The sequence below is a fragment of the Bacteroides sp. genome (genome assembly GCF_030151085.1).
Taxonomy (GTDB): Bacteria; Bacteroidota; Bacteroidia; order Bacteroidales; family Bacteroidaceae; genus Bacteroides.
In genome coordinates, this window is sequence record NZ_JASLER010000072.1 from 1 (window position 1) to 15,852 (window position 15,852).

The window sequence follows — 15,852 nt, forward strand, 5'->3', positions numbered from 1 at the left end:
AGATTTGGAAATTCTGTATGTCATGGAGAATGATCCTCAAACTTGGGATGTTACTAATTTCAATGTTCCTTATTCCAGATTTGTCCTGAAGCAATATATTGAAAACTCTCAGAGCGATATGTTTGCTGACCGTCAGCTTCGTATGATGATTATACGTCGTGAGGATGATGCGGTTGTAGGAACTATTGATATAACGGACTTTGCTCCTATGCATGCACGTGGAGAGCTCGGCATAGCTATACAGACTGAGTTTCAAGGTAACGGATTTGCAAAAGAAGCTTTAGACCTCATGTGTGAATACGCTTTCCGTTTTCTTTTTTTGAAACAACTGAACGCACACGTTGCTATGGATAATGTGATGAGTTTGCGACTATTCAAATCCTGCGGTTTTGTAGAGTGCGGATTACTCAAGGAATGGTGGTGTGTAGGTGGAAAATATAAAGACGTCGTATTGCTACAACGTCTTCGGCCAATTAATTAAGTGTCGGTATCTGCGGGAAGCGCGACCATATTTCATATTTGCTTCCCAGGTTACCGAGTGCACTTTTCCATAGACTTGAACTGGATTTCTCATCTAGTAAAGAATCAATGTTCATCTTGCCTACTAACCAGGTGTTTTCTTCAATTTCCTGACTTAATTGCTCGTGTTCCCAACCGGAATACCCTAAGAAGAAACGTATTTTACCTTTGACGGGATTTCCCTGCGTCAGATAATCTTTGATAGCATCAAAATCTCCATTCAGATAGAGCCCTTTGGAAATGGGTAGAGAACCCGATATCTGTTCGAATGTATGCAAGTAGAATAGTGTATCTGTGCTTAGCGGCCCACCTTTATATATAGGAATGTTTTCAGAGCAATTGAACTCCTGTAATACATCGTTTAGGAATAACGGTATGGGTTTATTCAGTATGAGCCCCATCGTTCCATCTTCGCTGTGATCTACTAGCAAAACAACTGAACGACCAAATGTCTGGTCACATAAAAAAGGCTCGGAAATTAATACTTTTCCGCGCGAAGGAACTACATGATTAGTTTCTATTTTGAATATGTCAGCATTAGTATACATGCCCCTAATATACAAATAAATCTGTAGAAGGCAAATAATACCAGGGGTTTTTAGAATAAAAAAGTAGCTTTCTTGGATATTTAAGTTTTATAATTCGAAGTTATTGCATAAATTTGCACTTTGAAGGCACATAGATACGATGAAGCGAATCACTTTTTTTTATATTTTGATAATTTTATTTTGTATTAGTTGGACGAATTCTCAGGCTACTTCTAAAAAAAACATTTTTTATTCGGAAGTTCCTTTGTCCTCAATCAAAGTAACCGGTTTTGTCACTGACGAATCGGGCGAACCATTAATAGGAGCAACCGTTCAGGAGAAAGGTACGTCTAATGGTACTATTACTGATACTGAAGGTCAATTTGAACTTTCTGTAGAAGGTCAGGCGGTGTTGAATGTTTCGTTTATAGGTTATATCCCCCAGGAATTGGCAGTAAAAGGAAGTACGGTTTTGAAAATCGTATTGAGAGAAAATACAATAATATTGGATAATGTCGTAATCACTGCTTTAGGCATAGAGAAGAAAGCAAATTCTCTATCTTACGCTACCGATCAGATAAAAAGCGAAGAACTGACCCGGGTAAAAATGCCTAATCTAGTGACTTCATTGGCTGGTAAATCGGCAGGCGTACAAGTTAGTCAGGTATCATCCGGACTGGGAGCATCTGCTAAAGTTAGTATTCGCGGAATCCGTTCTGTGGCAAGTGATAATCAGCCGTTGTATGTAATTGATGGTGTTCCGATGCTGAACTCTACTTCCGAACAAGCTTACTCTGCAATTGGTGGTACGGCTAATGCCGGAAATCGTGATGGAGGAGATGGTATTTCTAATCTGAATCCGGAGGATATAGAGAGTATCAGTATTTTGAAAGGTGCTCCTGCGGCAGCCCTTTATGGTAGTCAGGCCGCCAATGGTGTGATATTGATTACAACAAAGAAAGGTAAAGCGGAAGGGAAACGTAGCATCTCATTCTCCACCAGTCTGATGTTTGATAATGCTTTCTCCTTGCCGAAGATGCAGAACAGGTATGGAGTAAGTGACGGAGTAGATAGTTGGGGTGAACGTGCCGATCTTCCTGATTACGACAATCTGAAAGACTTCTTTTCGACGGGAGTAACTTCGATAACTTCACTTTCCATAAGTCACGGTAACGAGAAGTTACAGAACTATTTCTCGTATGCTAATACCACCGGGCATGGTATCATAGGAAAGAACCGTTTGTCCAAGCACAATCTTGCCTTTCGGGAAACTTCTCTCTTTTTTGATTCTCGACTGAAACTCGATGGAAGTGTGAATCTGATGCGTCAGGCTTCTAAGGACAAGCCTACTGTGGGCGGTTTTTATATGAATCCGTTGGTCGGTCTATATCGTTTTCCACGTGGGGAAGATCTTTCCTATTATAAGGATAACTTTGAAATCTATGACGAAAGCCGCAATCTGAATGTGCAGAATTGGCATACTTCCTATGAGGACTTTGAGCAGAATCCTTACTGGATTACCAATCGTATCACCACTCGGGACACTCGGGTACATGCCATCGTTTCTTTGTCAGCCCGTCTGAAAGTGAATAACTGGATGGACTTGCAGGCTAGAGGGAATGCTGATTATATTAGTGATAAGGTCCGTCAGAAATTCTATGCTTCTACTGCTCCGGCATTGGCAGGAGCTAACGGGCGTTACATTGAGATGGACTATCAGGAAACCCAGTACTATGGAGACCTTATGATGATGCTGAAAAAGCAATGGAACGCATTTTCTGTAGATGGTGCTTTGGGATTCAGTATCAATGATAAAACGGTGAACTCCATCCGTTATGACTCAAAAAACGCTTCTTTGAAATATGCCAATGTTTTTAATTTGGCGAATATTATTATGAACGGTTCTGCCGCACTCGACCAGAAGATTGATGCTCGCCGCCAGTTACAATCTTTGTTCGCAACAGTACAAGTAGGGTATAAAGAAGGAATTTATGTAGATCTCACGGCACGTAATGACTGGTCGTCGACATTAGCATATACAGCTCATGAGAAACGTGGTTTCTTTTATCCTTCAGTAGGTGCTTCTGTTCTTTTGAATAAGTTGGTGGCGTTGCCTGAATGGATTTCGCTGGCCAAAGTACGTGGTGCTTACAGCATGGTAGGTAATGATATCCCGATGTTTATTACCAACCCTTCGGCTCACATTACAGCCGGTGGAGAATATATGGCAGGTGATGCCGCTCCATTTAAAGATATGGAACCGGAAATGACACATTCGGTAGAAGCAGGTATCGAAGCACGTTTCCTGAAAGGACGAATCGGGTTGAATGCTACATTCTACAAAACGAATACTCATAATCAATTCTTTAAGTTGCCTACACTTTCGGGAGATAAGTATGCCTACCGTTATGTGAATGCAGGCAATATACAAAATGTGGGGTGGGAGGTATCTCTCGATGCGGTGCCTGTACTGACAACGGCCTTTAAGTGGAAAACGGATCTCAACTTTTCTTCTAATAGAAACAAGATTGTTTCCCTTCACGAAGCGTTGAAGGAATTTGTATATGGTCCTACAAGTTTTTCTTCAAGTTACGCCATGAAATTGGTAAAAGGCGGTTCTATTGGAGATATCTATGGAAAAGCTTTTGTGAGAGATGATGCCGGAAACATAGTGTATGGCACAGAAGGAGATTATAAAGATCTGCCTTTGGTCGAAGGAGATGGTAATACAATCAAAGTGGGAAATGCCAATCCTAAGTTCATGCTCAGTTGGAGTCACCTCTTGTCTTACAAAAATATTTCACTCTATTTCCTGATAGATTGTCGCTACGGAGGAGAAATACTTTCGCAGACTCAGGCAGATATGGACATGTATGGCGTTTCTGAGTTTACGGCAAAAGCAAGGGATAGAGGTTATGTAGTGCTCGAAGGTCAACGTATAAATAACGTCAAAGGTTTCTACAAGAATGTAGTGGGAGGGCGTGCCGGAGTGACAGAGTATTATATGTACGATGCAACCAATATTCGTTTGCGCGAACTTTCTTTGGCTTACCAGCTTCCCGCTTCATGGGTTGGAAAAACGCATGTACTCAAGAAAGTACAGCTCTCGTTCTCGGGGCGCAACTTGTTTTTCATCCATAAGAAAGCACCGTTTGATCCGGATTTAGTACTCTCTACGGGAAATGACAATCAAGGAATTGAAGTTTACGGTATGCCTACGACCCGTAGTTGGGGCTTTTCCTTAAAGTGTGAATTTTAATTGAAGGGTGAATGATATGAAACATATAATAGGAATGATTGGCTTGATATCCGTACTTCTTTCTTGTACGGGTGGTTTCAGGGATATTAATACAGACCAGTCAGGAGTGACCGACAAAGACCTTCAGGCTGATTATAACGAACATGGAATTCGTATCGGCATTATTCAGCAAGGCATCTATTTTAATTATGACTATGGTAAAGGTAAGAACTGGCCTTTCCAGATGACCCAAAACCTGAATGCGGACATGTTCAGCGGATATATGCATGATGCCAAACCGCTGAATGGCAGTTCGAACAACTCTGACTATAACTTGCAGGATGGATGGACCAGCGCAATGTGGACTCATACCTACGAATACATATTTCCGCAAATATATCAATCCGAGAATGCAACACGCGAACGTATGCCTGCTTTTTTCGGTATTACCAAGATACTGAAAGCAGAAGTGATGCATCGTGTTTCCGATTACTACGGACCTATTGTATATAGTCGCTTTGCTGATCCAGAAGGCCGGTATATGCCCGATACCCAGCAAGAAGTTTATAATGCTTTTTTCTGTGAATTGGACACGGCAGTAACAGTTCTATCCAAATATATAGACGAACATAATGAAGCATCCGAATTTGCCCGTTTTGATATTTTGCTGGATGGCAAATACTCTTCATGGATAAAGTTTGCCAACTCACTGCGGATGCGTCTTGCTATGCGCCTAGCTGTTGTTGAACCTGAGAAAGCGAAGGCTGAATTTCTAAAAGCTCAGAATAATGAATATGGAGTATTTCAGAGTGCTGATGAATTGGTGGCTGTTTGCACAACAAGTGGTTATACCAATCCCTTGGGAGAAATCAATTTGGTTTGGAATGAAGCCTACATGAGTGCGCCGATTGAATCTATCTTGAATGGTTATGAAGACCCTCGTCGTGAACTTTATTTTGAAACATGTCAAAATGAAGCTTATAAAGGAGAATATCGTGGTATTCGTCAAGGAACCTGTTTTGCGCATAACTTCTATAATACATTGTCCAAACTGACAGTTACCCAACTATCGGATGCCATCCTTATGACTGCTGCCGAAATTTGGTTTCTTCGTGCCGAGGCTGCTTTGCGTGGATGGACTGGTGAATCAGTAAAAAACTGCTATGAGCAAGGTATTATCACCTCATTCCGCCAACATGGCATTTTACAGTCTGAGAACTATTTGGATAGCGACTGCCTTCCTGCTGATTTCATAGATACTTACGATGCTGAAAACAACATTAAAGCCCGTTGTCGCATATCACCTCGTTGGGACGAGCATGCAGATAGAGAAATAAAACTAGAAAAAATAATCACTCAAAAATGGATATCCATGTTTCCCGAAGGATGTGAAGCTTGGGCGGAACAACGTAGGACGGGTTATCCCCGCTTGTTCCCGGTACGTTTCAACCATAGTAAAGAGGGATGCATAGATACTGAAATAATGATTCGGCGCTTGAATTTTCCCGGTGGACTGAAAACAGAGAATGCAGAGCAATATGCTGCATTGGTAACAGCATTAGGTGGAAAAGATAATGCCGGTACCCGATTGTGGTGGGATACCGGCATGAACTGGTGATGTGTTGATTTCTATTTTATTGGATGATTTTCAGCAAAAATGGCCATTCTTTCTTCCAGTTGGGCATATTGATGATCCTGGATAAAGGAGGTGCAGGCACGTAGTCCTTCTTGATGGCTTCCGGTGGTTATCAGCGAAATGGCACTTACACCATAGTACATTAATTCCTTAGCTAATTCTCCACTTGTCATGCCCGGATATCCGATGGTAAAGTAGAAACCGTCGGCAATAGCTTCGCCAAGGTCATTGTCATATACCAAATGGAAACCGTAGTGCAAGAAGATATCTTTTAGTCGGCGGGCACGTTCACCATACACTTTCACCTCGTCGAGGAAATTATATTTTCCATCATTAGCCGCTTTCAGCATAGCGGCAAGAGCGAATTGTGCGGAGTGGCTTGTACCTGAAGAAAGAGCATACAGCACACGATGAATAAATACAGTACCGAATGTACCACCTCCGTAGCGCTTTCTGAATCCCTCGTATGCACGATGATACAGTTTGTTAGATATGCAGCTCACACCAATGCGTTGTCCAGCATAACTGAAGGCTTTGGATCCGGATATTAGCAGTACATAATGGTCGGTGTATTTGGCTACCGAAGGTTGGTAAGGTGCCTCAAATGGTTTGCTTAGATTCTGGCGGAAGTCCATGGCAAAATAGGCGAGATCCTCTAGAACGATGACATCGTATTGAGTGGCAAGTTCACCAATGATACGCAATTCTTCTTCTTTGAGGCAGATCCAACTGGGATTATTAGGATTTGAATAGATAATAGCGGAGATGTTCCCTTTTTTGAGGTAACTTTCGAGTTTTTCTTGAAGCTTGTCGCCACGGTAATCGTAAACATCGAATGTTTCGAACTTATGTCCCATAACCACTAGTTGCTGCTTCTGTACCGGAAATCCGGGATCGATGAAAAGAATAGTATCTTTTTTCTCGTCACATTGACAACAAGTAAGGAATGAGGCAAATGTGCCCTGCATAGAACCTGTGACAGGTACACAACCTTCTGGAGCTACATCTACATTTATAAAAGCTTTGATAAAGCGAGATGCTTCGGCTTTTAGTTCGGGTAAACCGTTGATATCGGGATATAGGCTGGCAATTCCATTCTGCAATGCTTTGATTTCAGCTTCTACGCCAACAGCAGAAGGTGGAAGACCGGGCACACCCATTTCCATTTTTATAAATTCCACGCCTGACTCTGCTTCTGCTTCGGCAGCAATGGCTTTTACTTCGCGAATAGTAGCCTTTGAAAAGTCTGCTATATTGAATTTTTCGATGGTTTCATCGATAAGTTTACGCTCGATAGGAGTCTTTTTCATGTCTTTCTTATTTTTATTTGTTTTGCAAAGGTAATATAAATCTCTTATAATCAATCCTTGTTAAAAAAAAGATGATTTTTTTTCTTTTGAGCTATTGCAGATATGAGAAATTTGTCTACCTTTGCATCCGCAATCGAGAGAGATAGCAAATAAAAATGAAATAATGGTTCGGTAGTTCAGTTGGTTAGAATACATGCCTGTCACGCATGGGGTCGCGGGTTCGAGTCCCGTCCGGACCGCTTTCAAAAGAAGCGAAAAACAAAAAAGCTCTGTAATTTAATGATTACAGAGCTTTTTTGTTTCTTGCTTCTATTTTTTATATTACTGTTATCAGCTCTGCTAATTTCTTGGCATGTGTCATCACCCTTGCCTGCATATCCTGTAACTTCTTCTCATCGTGCCGACTTGCGTAAGACAAATCGCCGCTATAGACATAACCGCTCCACCTCATGCCGCAAAGATTGGTAAATTGTATCAGTGGAGGCATGAAGGCTTCTATCGGATAATTTTGCAGTCCGCCGTGACGGTACATCTCTTCGGGTGCCCCGGAAGTAAAGGAAGCAATTAGCTTTTTACCATGTAGTTTATTTCCGATGGAACCGTGCGAAAAGCCATGTACGAATACATCTTCCATCCATTTCTTCATCAACGCGGGCATGCCGTACCAAAAGAAAGGGAATTGCAACACGATGATGTCAGCTTCAATGAGACGCTTTTGCTCGGTAGGTACATCTATCCGAAAGTCGGGATACAACTGATCGAGCCGTGCAAAACTGGCCTCGGGTAAAAGTAGTTGCAACTCATCCAAAATAATTTTGTTGGCGAAGGAATCATCCAAGTTGGGGTGTCCTGATGCGATTAATACATTCTTCATATTCATTCTTTGTTAATTTCTTTGGCAAAGTTACGGCGAGGCAGACAAATACTGACGATACATATTACAGATTAATTGACCATTTTTACAGATTATAATCCGCTGCGATATAGGCTTATGGAAAAAGGGGAAATCTTTGCCGGTATAAAAGGAATAAAGGCATAAATGAGATAATTCGAATAGATACTATTAATCTGTAATTCGGGTTATTATCTCCGTAATCTGTCTACAATGAGTTTCCCTGATTCTCCTGACCTTTGCCCTCACAGAATTTAAACTCAAAAAGAAATGGAATATACAACATTTAATGATAGCATAATATCAACGATGAATCAAGAAAATAAATTAAAATCGGGCGGGCTGCTCGTTTTCATTCTTACTGCTGGAGTATTCGGTATCATCAATACCGAGATGGGTGTGATTGGTATCCTGCCGCTGATAGCCGAAACCTTTCATGTCACTGTGCCCGAGGCCGGGTGGACGGTCAGTATATTTGCACTGGTGGTAGCTGCTTCAGCTCCCATTACTCCATTACTCTTTTCAGGTTTCAACCGTAAGCGGGTGATGTTACTGGCGATGGGATTGTTTACCTTGAGTAATATTGTTTCGATGCTAACCACCAGCTTTACGGTGCTGCTCATTGCCCGTGCGCTTCCGGCATTTCTGCATCCGGTGTATGTGTCGATGGCACTCACGGTGGCGAGTTCTACAGGTGATAAAATACAGGATCAGAAGAATGTGGCACGTGTATTTATCGGCGTATCCGCAGGAATGGTGCTAGGCGTACCGGTGACGAGCTACATCGCCAGCGAGGTTTCATTTGAGATGGGAATGCTGTTCTTCACCGTGGTAAATGCACTGGTACTACTAGCAACCATTCTGTTCGTCCCTTCTATGCCTGTCCGTGAGAAACTATCTTATGGCACACAGCTCAGTGTATTGAAGAAGAAAATCACTTGGTATTCTATCGCCGGAATTACGTTGATAAATGGTGCATTGTTTGGCTTCTTCAGCTATATGTCCGATTTCCTGCAACGGGTGACGCAGGTTTCGTATAGTGTTATCAGTTCTCTTTTGTTAGTGTATGGACTGGCAAATATTGTAGGGAATATGATAGCCGGACGACAGTTGTTACGCAATCCGGTACGTAGCATGGCACTTCTCCCGTTTGCGTTGCTGGGTTTCTACATCTGCCTCTTTTTTCTGGGTGAATGGCTAGTGCCGATAGCAGTTATCATCCTTTCACTCGGCATCCTTGCCGGATATGGACAGAACACGATGCAATATATGATAACCCATGCCGCCCCCGAAGCACCTGATTTTGCCAATGCGCTTTACCTGCTCTCTGCCAATCTGGGTACGATGATGGGAGCAGCCATATGCGGAGCATTCATCACGGCTTTCGATACACGCTATTCGGTTTTCGGTTCATTGTTGTTCCTTGTAGTGGGAGTTGTATTTGTAGTTTTGAGGATTCGATTAGTAGACTTCGAAAAGCAAGTTGAAATAGCAGCTGCGGCATAAAATTCATTATACAAACTACCATCCTCACCTTCATATTGACTATTTCTATAAGTCTCAACTAACAATTGACTGAGGTTAAGAAGCTGATGATTTGATTTCTCTGATAGATTAGAAGCCAAAAGTCCACTCCCTAAAATTCCGGGATTGCATGCAATGGTGTTTTTTCTAATTCTGTTCATTATCAATTTAGAGCCTATTATATTTTTAATATCCAATTCTCGCATATTGATGGTAATATATTGCTCTATTGCTAGTTTATCATCTAATGTCATGAATCCGTACCATAATAAACATTTCATGCCTAATCGAGTTGCTTGAATAAAAACATCAAGGTAAGTGTAACCACTTGTGCCTACTTTATCTATTTCATACGGATCTATATGAAGAAAAGAATGTTTAGGAAGTGTCGGCAATAGTTCCATGACACCTTTAGTTGAATCACAATTTTGCACAAAGATACAATTGTCCAAATATTCCTTCTGTGCAAACCTTAAAATATTATTCAATGATTCACTTTCCAGATCAAAGAAGTGATATCTACTGGTTTTCTTTAGTATTTTCATCGCTAATGCAGGAGAACCGTAATAACTGTTCTTTCGGATGGCTTCGCTCTCCAATTTGAAATAAAAAGAGTTTCTTAGTTTATTACTGACAGATGCTTCCCGTAAAAAATGATAAATACCATAATCTTTTTCTGGTGTTTGCTCTAACTGATATATCGCACAAGCTGAGTTTGTGTCGATATACACTTTGGGTTGCTCATTGTGAAGAACTTCACCTAATACAAGATGCTTGAATACGTCCGCCTGTTTGCCATAATGAGTATATGCTTCCATCTTACTAATTTATTGGTTTAGTAGGCAATATTAGATGAAGAAAAAGACAAAAGCCTTGACGAAAGTCAAGACCTTATTTTAAAAGTCGACTTTTTCGTATTCTACTCACAGTTTCAGGAGCAACACCGATAAAAGATGCAATTTCTTTTAAGGTTAAGCGTTCTTGTAATTGAGGATATCGCTGCATTAATGCGGCATATCTTTGTTCAGGAGTATCGTAAAAGCTATATAAACGTTGAGCGATTTCTGAAAACATTGTTTCTGCAATATGCCTGCCTAAACGTTGAGTATTCATGTCGGTTTCCCAAAATGCATTTAATTCACTCCACGGTAACAAATAGATAGTGCTATTTATTGAAGCCTGAATATTGACGGAAGCTCCCATATTATGTGTTGTCGCAGGATAATCACAGACAAAATCGTGTTCAAAACTGTATCCGACAATCCATTCATTGCCATTAGTATCTATACGAGATAAGCGAAACATTCCCGTAATTACATAACCGATATATCTTATTTTCTCATCTTGCCGGACGAGATATTCATTCTTTTCAAATATTTTCATTGTACCTTTCTGCATAAATAATTCTTCCAATACGGAACAATCCAAAGGCATATTATTAGAATTGAAATTATCCATATACTTAACCAATTATAAATTAGAATTTTTATAAAATAGTACATTCTACTTTGTTGGGGAGCAAAAATAAAAGTTCTTTTGTTGATACTGGTGTAAAAAGGGAATTTTATATTTGGGCTTTTATTTAAAACTCTCTATTTTTACATAAAATTCAAATTATAATATACTTGATGTCACTATTGACAAAACAATAATAATTGTTGAGAGCATTAATTTATGGATATTACAATACACAACTTAAGCAACGACGAAGTTACTATAGCTTTAGAACTCGTATGGGAAGTTTTCATGGAATTTGAAGCTCCGGATTACTCACAGGAAGGAATAAATGAGTTTCGATCTTTTCTTGATAATCAGGATGAGATGGAAAAACTTCGGTTTTGGGGTGCCTTAAATGGGGATAAAATGGTCGGGATACTTGCCATGCGGCAAGATCACATCTGCCTGCTTTTTGTGAGAAAAGAATTTCATCGACAAGGGATTGCCAAGAAACTTTTCTGCCATATGCTTTATCAAATCGAGAGTGATAGGATTACGGTAAATTCATCTCCCTACGCATTGGAAATCTATGGTAAACTAGGTTTCTCCGCTACAAACACTGAGCAAATCACAAACGGAATACGATATACACCAATGATTTATGCTAGATAGGAATCTGTAATTGAACCCGGGACCTTTGCTAATATTGACGAATAGGAAAGTCTGTATAGCGATTTCAATGATTTAGCAGAATCAAAGTACGAAGCAAACAAAACCCTTCGTCAGTCTGTTTTATTTGCATGATCCAAAGGAATTTTATTTATCGTTTTCTGCACAACGAGAAGCTCAAGCATAAGTTGTACGTTATTATCTTCGAGTCAGATACTCCGGCTGGAAAGGCATTTGACGTGGCCCTTATTATATGTATTCTGCTTAGCATCGTGTTAGCTATAGTAGAGAGCCTTCAAGGGCTGCCAACTTGGCTTGCGGGACCATTTGTAATATGCGAATTTCTCTTTACCGGATTCTTCACTTTTGAGTATCTGACGCGTATCTATTGTTCGCCCCATCCGCGGAAATACATATTAAGTTTCTTCGGTATTGTAGATTTACTGGCAACATTACCATTGTATCTTGCTTTTTTTATTCCAAATGCTCGTTATTTGCTCGTGGTGAGAGCGTTCCGCATTATACGGGTATTTCGAATTTTCAAGCTCTTTAACTTCTGGACCGAAGGCGAGCGTTTGCTTGATTCGCTTCGGGAGAGCAGTAAGAAAATTGCTGTATTTTTCCTTTTTGTAGTTATTCTTGTAATTTCTATTGGCACTTTAATGTACATGATAGAAGGTAATCGGCCCGGCTCGCAGTTCGATAACATTCCAAATAGTATTTATTGGGCGTGCGTCACAATGACTACGGTGGGGTATGGTGATATAACCCCCGTTACTCCGCTTGGAAAGTTTCTTTCGGCGTGTGTTATGTTGATAGGATACACGATTATTGCAGTTCCTACAGGTATTGTTTCCGTATCAATGATAAAGGAGTATAAAAAGCTGCAAGATTTGGAATGTCCCAATTGCCATAAGAAGGGGCACGAAGAGAATGCAGTGTTTTGTAAGTACTGTGGGCATAAGTTGAAGGAGAAATAAGGTTGAATTTCTTATATATTCAGTTGTATATTTTATAATCTTACTGATTTTTTACAAAATAACACCTTTAATTGTAGAATATTCGTTATTTTCGCAAGGAATAACTGAATCATGGGAATTGTTAACTCAAAATATAAATATGTCTTTGCCGGCATTTGTCTATTAGGAGTATTTTTTAGTGGATACAACTTTAATAGGTGGTATGCTAAACAAAATAGGGTTAAGAAGTATATTTCTGTTATCTATTCTTTTACTGAAAGCGATGCCAGTTATGGTAATTTTGATGAACTTCTTGAAAAAGAATTCAGAGAACAGGGTGTTGAACCTGTATTGGATAAATTCTACCTTTGTAGTGATGCTGATGATTTGACAGAAGAAACGGAACGAATACAAAGATACCTCGAAATAATTAAAAGTAAACCGTTAAACCTTATCCTGACAATTGGTGATCAATCTATATCTTCTCTTATGTCTACCCGACATCCACTGCTGGATTCTTTGCCAATAGTGGCATGTAACGTGCATTTCCCTGACGAACAACTGATAAGCGAATATCAATCGAAGCAAGTGTACGTGTTAAGGGATATTCCAGATTTCAGGAGCAATATTGATTTTATCAGAGTATTGCAGGCACATTCCAATATGGAGGTTTTATACAATATAGATTTTACTTTCTATGGATACAAATCCTTTGATCTGCTAACTCAAATTGTAGACCGTGAAAATGTCCGTATTTTAAGTTCCGAATCCTCGTTCCCAATAGAATATGAGTACAATGAATTAAAAGAGATGGTTGAATATTACAGTTTGATGCCTGCTGTTGCAAAGGAAGATATCAAGAAAAACAAACTAACTGTAAGTCTCTGTCCTTTCCGGTATATGAAAGGCAGTTCACTGCTTATTATGATGGAGAAATCAAAAAGCGAGCAGGGTAGAAAAGTTTTTTTGCTGGATAAATTCGACTCGATGGCACATCCGATAGTAAATTCTTTGAGCATTCCTTCTTTCAGTTGTCTACGCGAAGGGTTTGGCGGATGTACCAAGATCGTAGGCGGATATATGGCTACGGATGTGATTTCTGCCCGTACTGTTGCGAATGTTTCTGCTAATTTATTGAAAAACAAAAAGGCTGCTATTCCTAAAATGCAAGATTTGAAGAAAGAATATGTACTCGACTGGACTTATTTTTCGACCTATAACGGTTACGATATGAAGAATGTCCCCTCTAATGTGCGTATCATCAATTATCCGTTCTATGACCATTATAAACTGGAAATTTATTTGCTGGGTGGATTATTTGTTTTGGCGTTTATATATTTGTCGGTTATTTTGTTGCGTATTCGTCGGCATTCTCTGGTTCAACATAAAAATATGAAGATGCTTGAAGAAGCCCATAAACGTCTGACGCTTTCCACTGACGGTGGGCAGATTTCACTTTGGAATATACAGGATGAAGTAGTTGAATTTGATGAGAATTATTCAACTTTGACAGGATTGGGGCAACGACGTTTTACGAAAGATGAATTTTTGAGATATGTTCATCCCGATGATTTCGAGAGATTTAGCGATTTTTGCGAAACTCTCTATACGATCTCAGATATGCATGTAGAGCGTTCACGCTTTAGCTTTGGTGATGAGGAATATCAATGGTATGAATTCAGATGCCGTAACTTAGAAAATACTCAAGGCGGAATGATGATGGCAGGTATCATGCAGAATATTCAGGAAGTAGTGGAACGTGAACAACAATTGATCCTTGCCAAGCAGATGGCTGAGAAAGCTGAATTGAAACAATCGTTCCTTAATAACATGAGTCATGAAGTTCGTACACCGCTCAATGCTATTGTAGGCTTTACGAATTTGCTAATTGGCGAAGGATCTGACGGAATAGAACCGGAAGAGAAAGAAGAAATGCTTAGGATTATAAATCTTAATAACGATCTACTTTTGAAACTTGTTGATGATGTAGTAGAAATTTCGCGTTTAGATTCCGGCAGCATGGAATTTGATATAAAGGAATGGAATCTAACTGAAATTGTCTGCAAGATTTACAATACTTATCTCCCATTGATAAAGCCCTCTTTACAATTCCACCTTAATTTGGATGAAACAATCTCTTTGCCAGTTCATATTGATTGTCTCCGGTTTATCCAAGTTGTTTCCAACTTCTTAAATAACGCGAATAAGTTTACATGGAGCGGACACATTACACTGGGGTGTAGTGTAAACAAAGAGTTTAATGAAGTATCTGTCTATGTGGAAGATACCGGTAAGGGCATCGATGAACAGGAACTGATGATGATTTTCGATCGTTTTTATAAAACAGATGAATTTGAACAGGGCAGTGGCCTGGGGCTTTCTATCAGTAAGGTTATTGTGGAACGGTTGTCAGGGCGCATAGAAGTACAGTCCGAAGTAAATAATGGTAGTCGATTTGAAGTGATTCTGCCCTTGAAATGAAAGGTTATAATCAGCTTGTATAATCTTATTTAGGCATGGATTACATAGATTTCACTGTTATGAAGTTGTAATTATGCAAAAGAACTGTGTCAATCTATGTAATCCGTGCGATCATTATTCAATTACGAAATTTTCTGATTTGAAATGACTGTAATATCTACCTGAAATAGTTGTAAACTTCAGAACACAATAATCGGGATCGGTTACGCCTTCCGGATAATACATGGTGTCACCCTCGCACCATATCATTTTTTTGCTGGTATTGTCAGTCAGGACTTCCATAGTGCCGCGAAGCATGACGCCTCGAAAATAGCGACTATCACAAAAGTATATGCAGGCACGATTGTTTTCCTGGTATTGCGCTACCCGCATCGAGGAAGTATTTGTTGTTAGATAAATGGTTTTGATACCTTCTCTTTTCCGAGGTTGTAGCATAGCTTTGAGATTGGGATAGCCTTCTTTATCTATCGAACCGATGAAAGCAATTTTCTGCTTGTCAATGATAGTTCCTACTGTTTTTTCTGCATCTTTCATTCTTTTACTGTTTTTGTGCGTTAGAAAAAATATTGATATGTATAAACGATGCAAAGGTAGGAAGCAAATAAACTATCTGAATCATAAAAAGAAAGGAGGAAATGTCACTTTTTATGGTTTATACTT

At 39.8% G+C, this 15,852-nt stretch carries 13 protein-coding genes and 1 tRNA gene; 8 read left to right on the forward strand and 6 right to left on the reverse strand.

Annotation, left to right across the window (positions count from 1 at the left end; genetic code table 11):
* Nucleotides 1-481: GNAT family N-acetyltransferase (locus tag Q1W14_RS14540; protein WP_300702634.1), on the forward strand; the 481-nt coding region annotated here is incomplete at its 5' end.
* Here Q1W14_RS14540 and Q1W14_RS14545 read toward each other — a convergent pair.
* Nucleotides 474-1,067, reverse strand: a complete 594-nt coding sequence (locus Q1W14_RS14545) for a YqgE/AlgH family protein (RefSeq protein ID WP_300702637.1) — start codon at nucleotides 1,065-1,067, stop codon at nucleotides 474-476. The genes Q1W14_RS14540 and Q1W14_RS14545 overlap by 8 nt on opposite strands.
* A gap of 139 nt (nucleotides 1,068-1,206) precedes the next feature.
* Between Q1W14_RS14545 and Q1W14_RS14550 the strand changes: the two genes are divergently transcribed.
* Together Q1W14_RS14550 and Q1W14_RS14555 are read left to right on the forward strand one after the other, a co-directional pair.
* Nucleotides 1,207-4,305, forward strand: coding sequence for a TonB-dependent receptor (locus Q1W14_RS14550; protein WP_300702641.1), 3,099 nt, complete (start codon nucleotides 1,207-1,209; stop codon nucleotides 4,303-4,305).
* A 16-nt stretch (nucleotides 4,306-4,321) separates the two neighbouring features.
* Nucleotides 4,322-5,902 (forward strand): SusD/RagB family nutrient-binding outer membrane lipoprotein, encoded by a 1,581-nt coding sequence (locus Q1W14_RS14555; RefSeq protein WP_300702644.1) that lies wholly within the window; start codon nucleotides 4,322-4,324, stop codon nucleotides 5,900-5,902.
* A gap of 11 nt (nucleotides 5,903-5,913) precedes the next feature.
* Here the strand turns inward: Q1W14_RS14555 and Q1W14_RS14560 are convergent, their stop codons facing one another.
* Nucleotides 5,914-7,230 carry a pyridoxal phosphate-dependent aminotransferase gene (locus Q1W14_RS14560; protein WP_300702647.1) on the reverse strand — a complete coding sequence of 439 codons (1,317 nt, stop codon included), beginning with the start codon at nucleotides 7,228-7,230 and terminating at the stop codon, nucleotides 5,914-5,916.
* Between the two features lie 165 nt (nucleotides 7,231-7,395).
* Between Q1W14_RS14560 and Q1W14_RS14565 the strand changes: the two genes are divergently transcribed.
* A tRNA-Asp gene (locus tag Q1W14_RS14565) sits at nucleotides 7,396-7,469 on the forward strand.
* Nucleotides 7,470-7,546: 77 nt separating this feature from the next.
* Here Q1W14_RS14565 and Q1W14_RS14570 read toward each other — a convergent pair.
* Nucleotides 7,547-8,104: an NAD(P)H-dependent oxidoreductase gene (locus tag Q1W14_RS14570; protein ID WP_300702649.1), complete on the reverse strand. Its 558-nt coding sequence runs from the start codon at nucleotides 8,102-8,104 to the stop codon at nucleotides 7,547-7,549.
* A gap of 327 nt (nucleotides 8,105-8,431) precedes the next feature.
* On the opposite strand from Q1W14_RS14570, the gene Q1W14_RS14575 reads away from it, so the two are divergent.
* Nucleotides 8,432-9,628, forward strand: coding sequence for an MFS transporter (locus Q1W14_RS14575; RefSeq protein ID WP_300702693.1), 1,197 nt, complete (start codon nucleotides 8,432-8,434; stop codon nucleotides 9,626-9,628).
* Here Q1W14_RS14575 and Q1W14_RS14580 read toward each other — a convergent pair.
* Together Q1W14_RS14580 and Q1W14_RS14585 are read right to left on the reverse strand one after the other, a co-directional pair.
* Nucleotides 9,517-10,464 (reverse strand): 23S rRNA (adenine(2030)-N(6))-methyltransferase RlmJ, encoded by a 948-nt coding sequence (locus tag Q1W14_RS14580; RefSeq protein WP_300702652.1) that lies wholly within the window; start codon nucleotides 10,462-10,464, stop codon nucleotides 9,517-9,519. The genes Q1W14_RS14575 and Q1W14_RS14580 overlap by 112 nt on opposite strands.
* Nucleotides 10,465-10,537: 73 nt before the next feature.
* Complete coding sequence (locus tag Q1W14_RS14585) at nucleotides 10,538-11,104, reverse strand: Crp/Fnr family transcriptional regulator (protein WP_300702655.1); 567 nt, start codon at nucleotides 11,102-11,104, stop codon at nucleotides 10,538-10,540.
* 216 nt (nucleotides 11,105-11,320) lie between these two features.
* Here Q1W14_RS14585 and Q1W14_RS14590 point away from each other — a divergent pair, with 216 nt between their 5' ends.
* From Q1W14_RS14590 to Q1W14_RS14600, 3 genes are all read left to right on the forward strand, one after another.
* On the forward strand, nucleotides 11,321-11,755 hold the full coding sequence (locus tag Q1W14_RS14590; protein ID WP_300702657.1) for a GNAT family N-acetyltransferase: 435 nt from the start codon (nucleotides 11,321-11,323) through the stop codon (nucleotides 11,753-11,755).
* Between the two features lie 128 nt (nucleotides 11,756-11,883).
* Complete coding sequence (locus Q1W14_RS14595; RefSeq protein ID WP_300702659.1) at nucleotides 11,884-12,732, forward strand: ion transporter; 849 nt, start codon at nucleotides 11,884-11,886, stop codon at nucleotides 12,730-12,732.
* A gap of 111 nt (nucleotides 12,733-12,843) precedes the next feature.
* The gene (locus Q1W14_RS14600; protein WP_300702660.1) at nucleotides 12,844-15,192 is read left to right on the forward strand and encodes a HAMP domain-containing sensor histidine kinase; all 2,349 of its coding nucleotides are present in this window, start codon (nucleotides 12,844-12,846) and stop codon (nucleotides 15,190-15,192) included.
* A 114-nt stretch (nucleotides 15,193-15,306) separates the two neighbouring features.
* On the opposite strand, the gene Q1W14_RS14605 is transcribed toward Q1W14_RS14600, so the two are convergent.
* Complete coding sequence (locus Q1W14_RS14605) at nucleotides 15,307-15,726, reverse strand: pyridoxamine 5'-phosphate oxidase family protein (protein WP_300702662.1); 420 nt, start codon at nucleotides 15,724-15,726, stop codon at nucleotides 15,307-15,309.
* Between the last annotated feature and the right edge of the window lie 126 nt (nucleotides 15,727-15,852).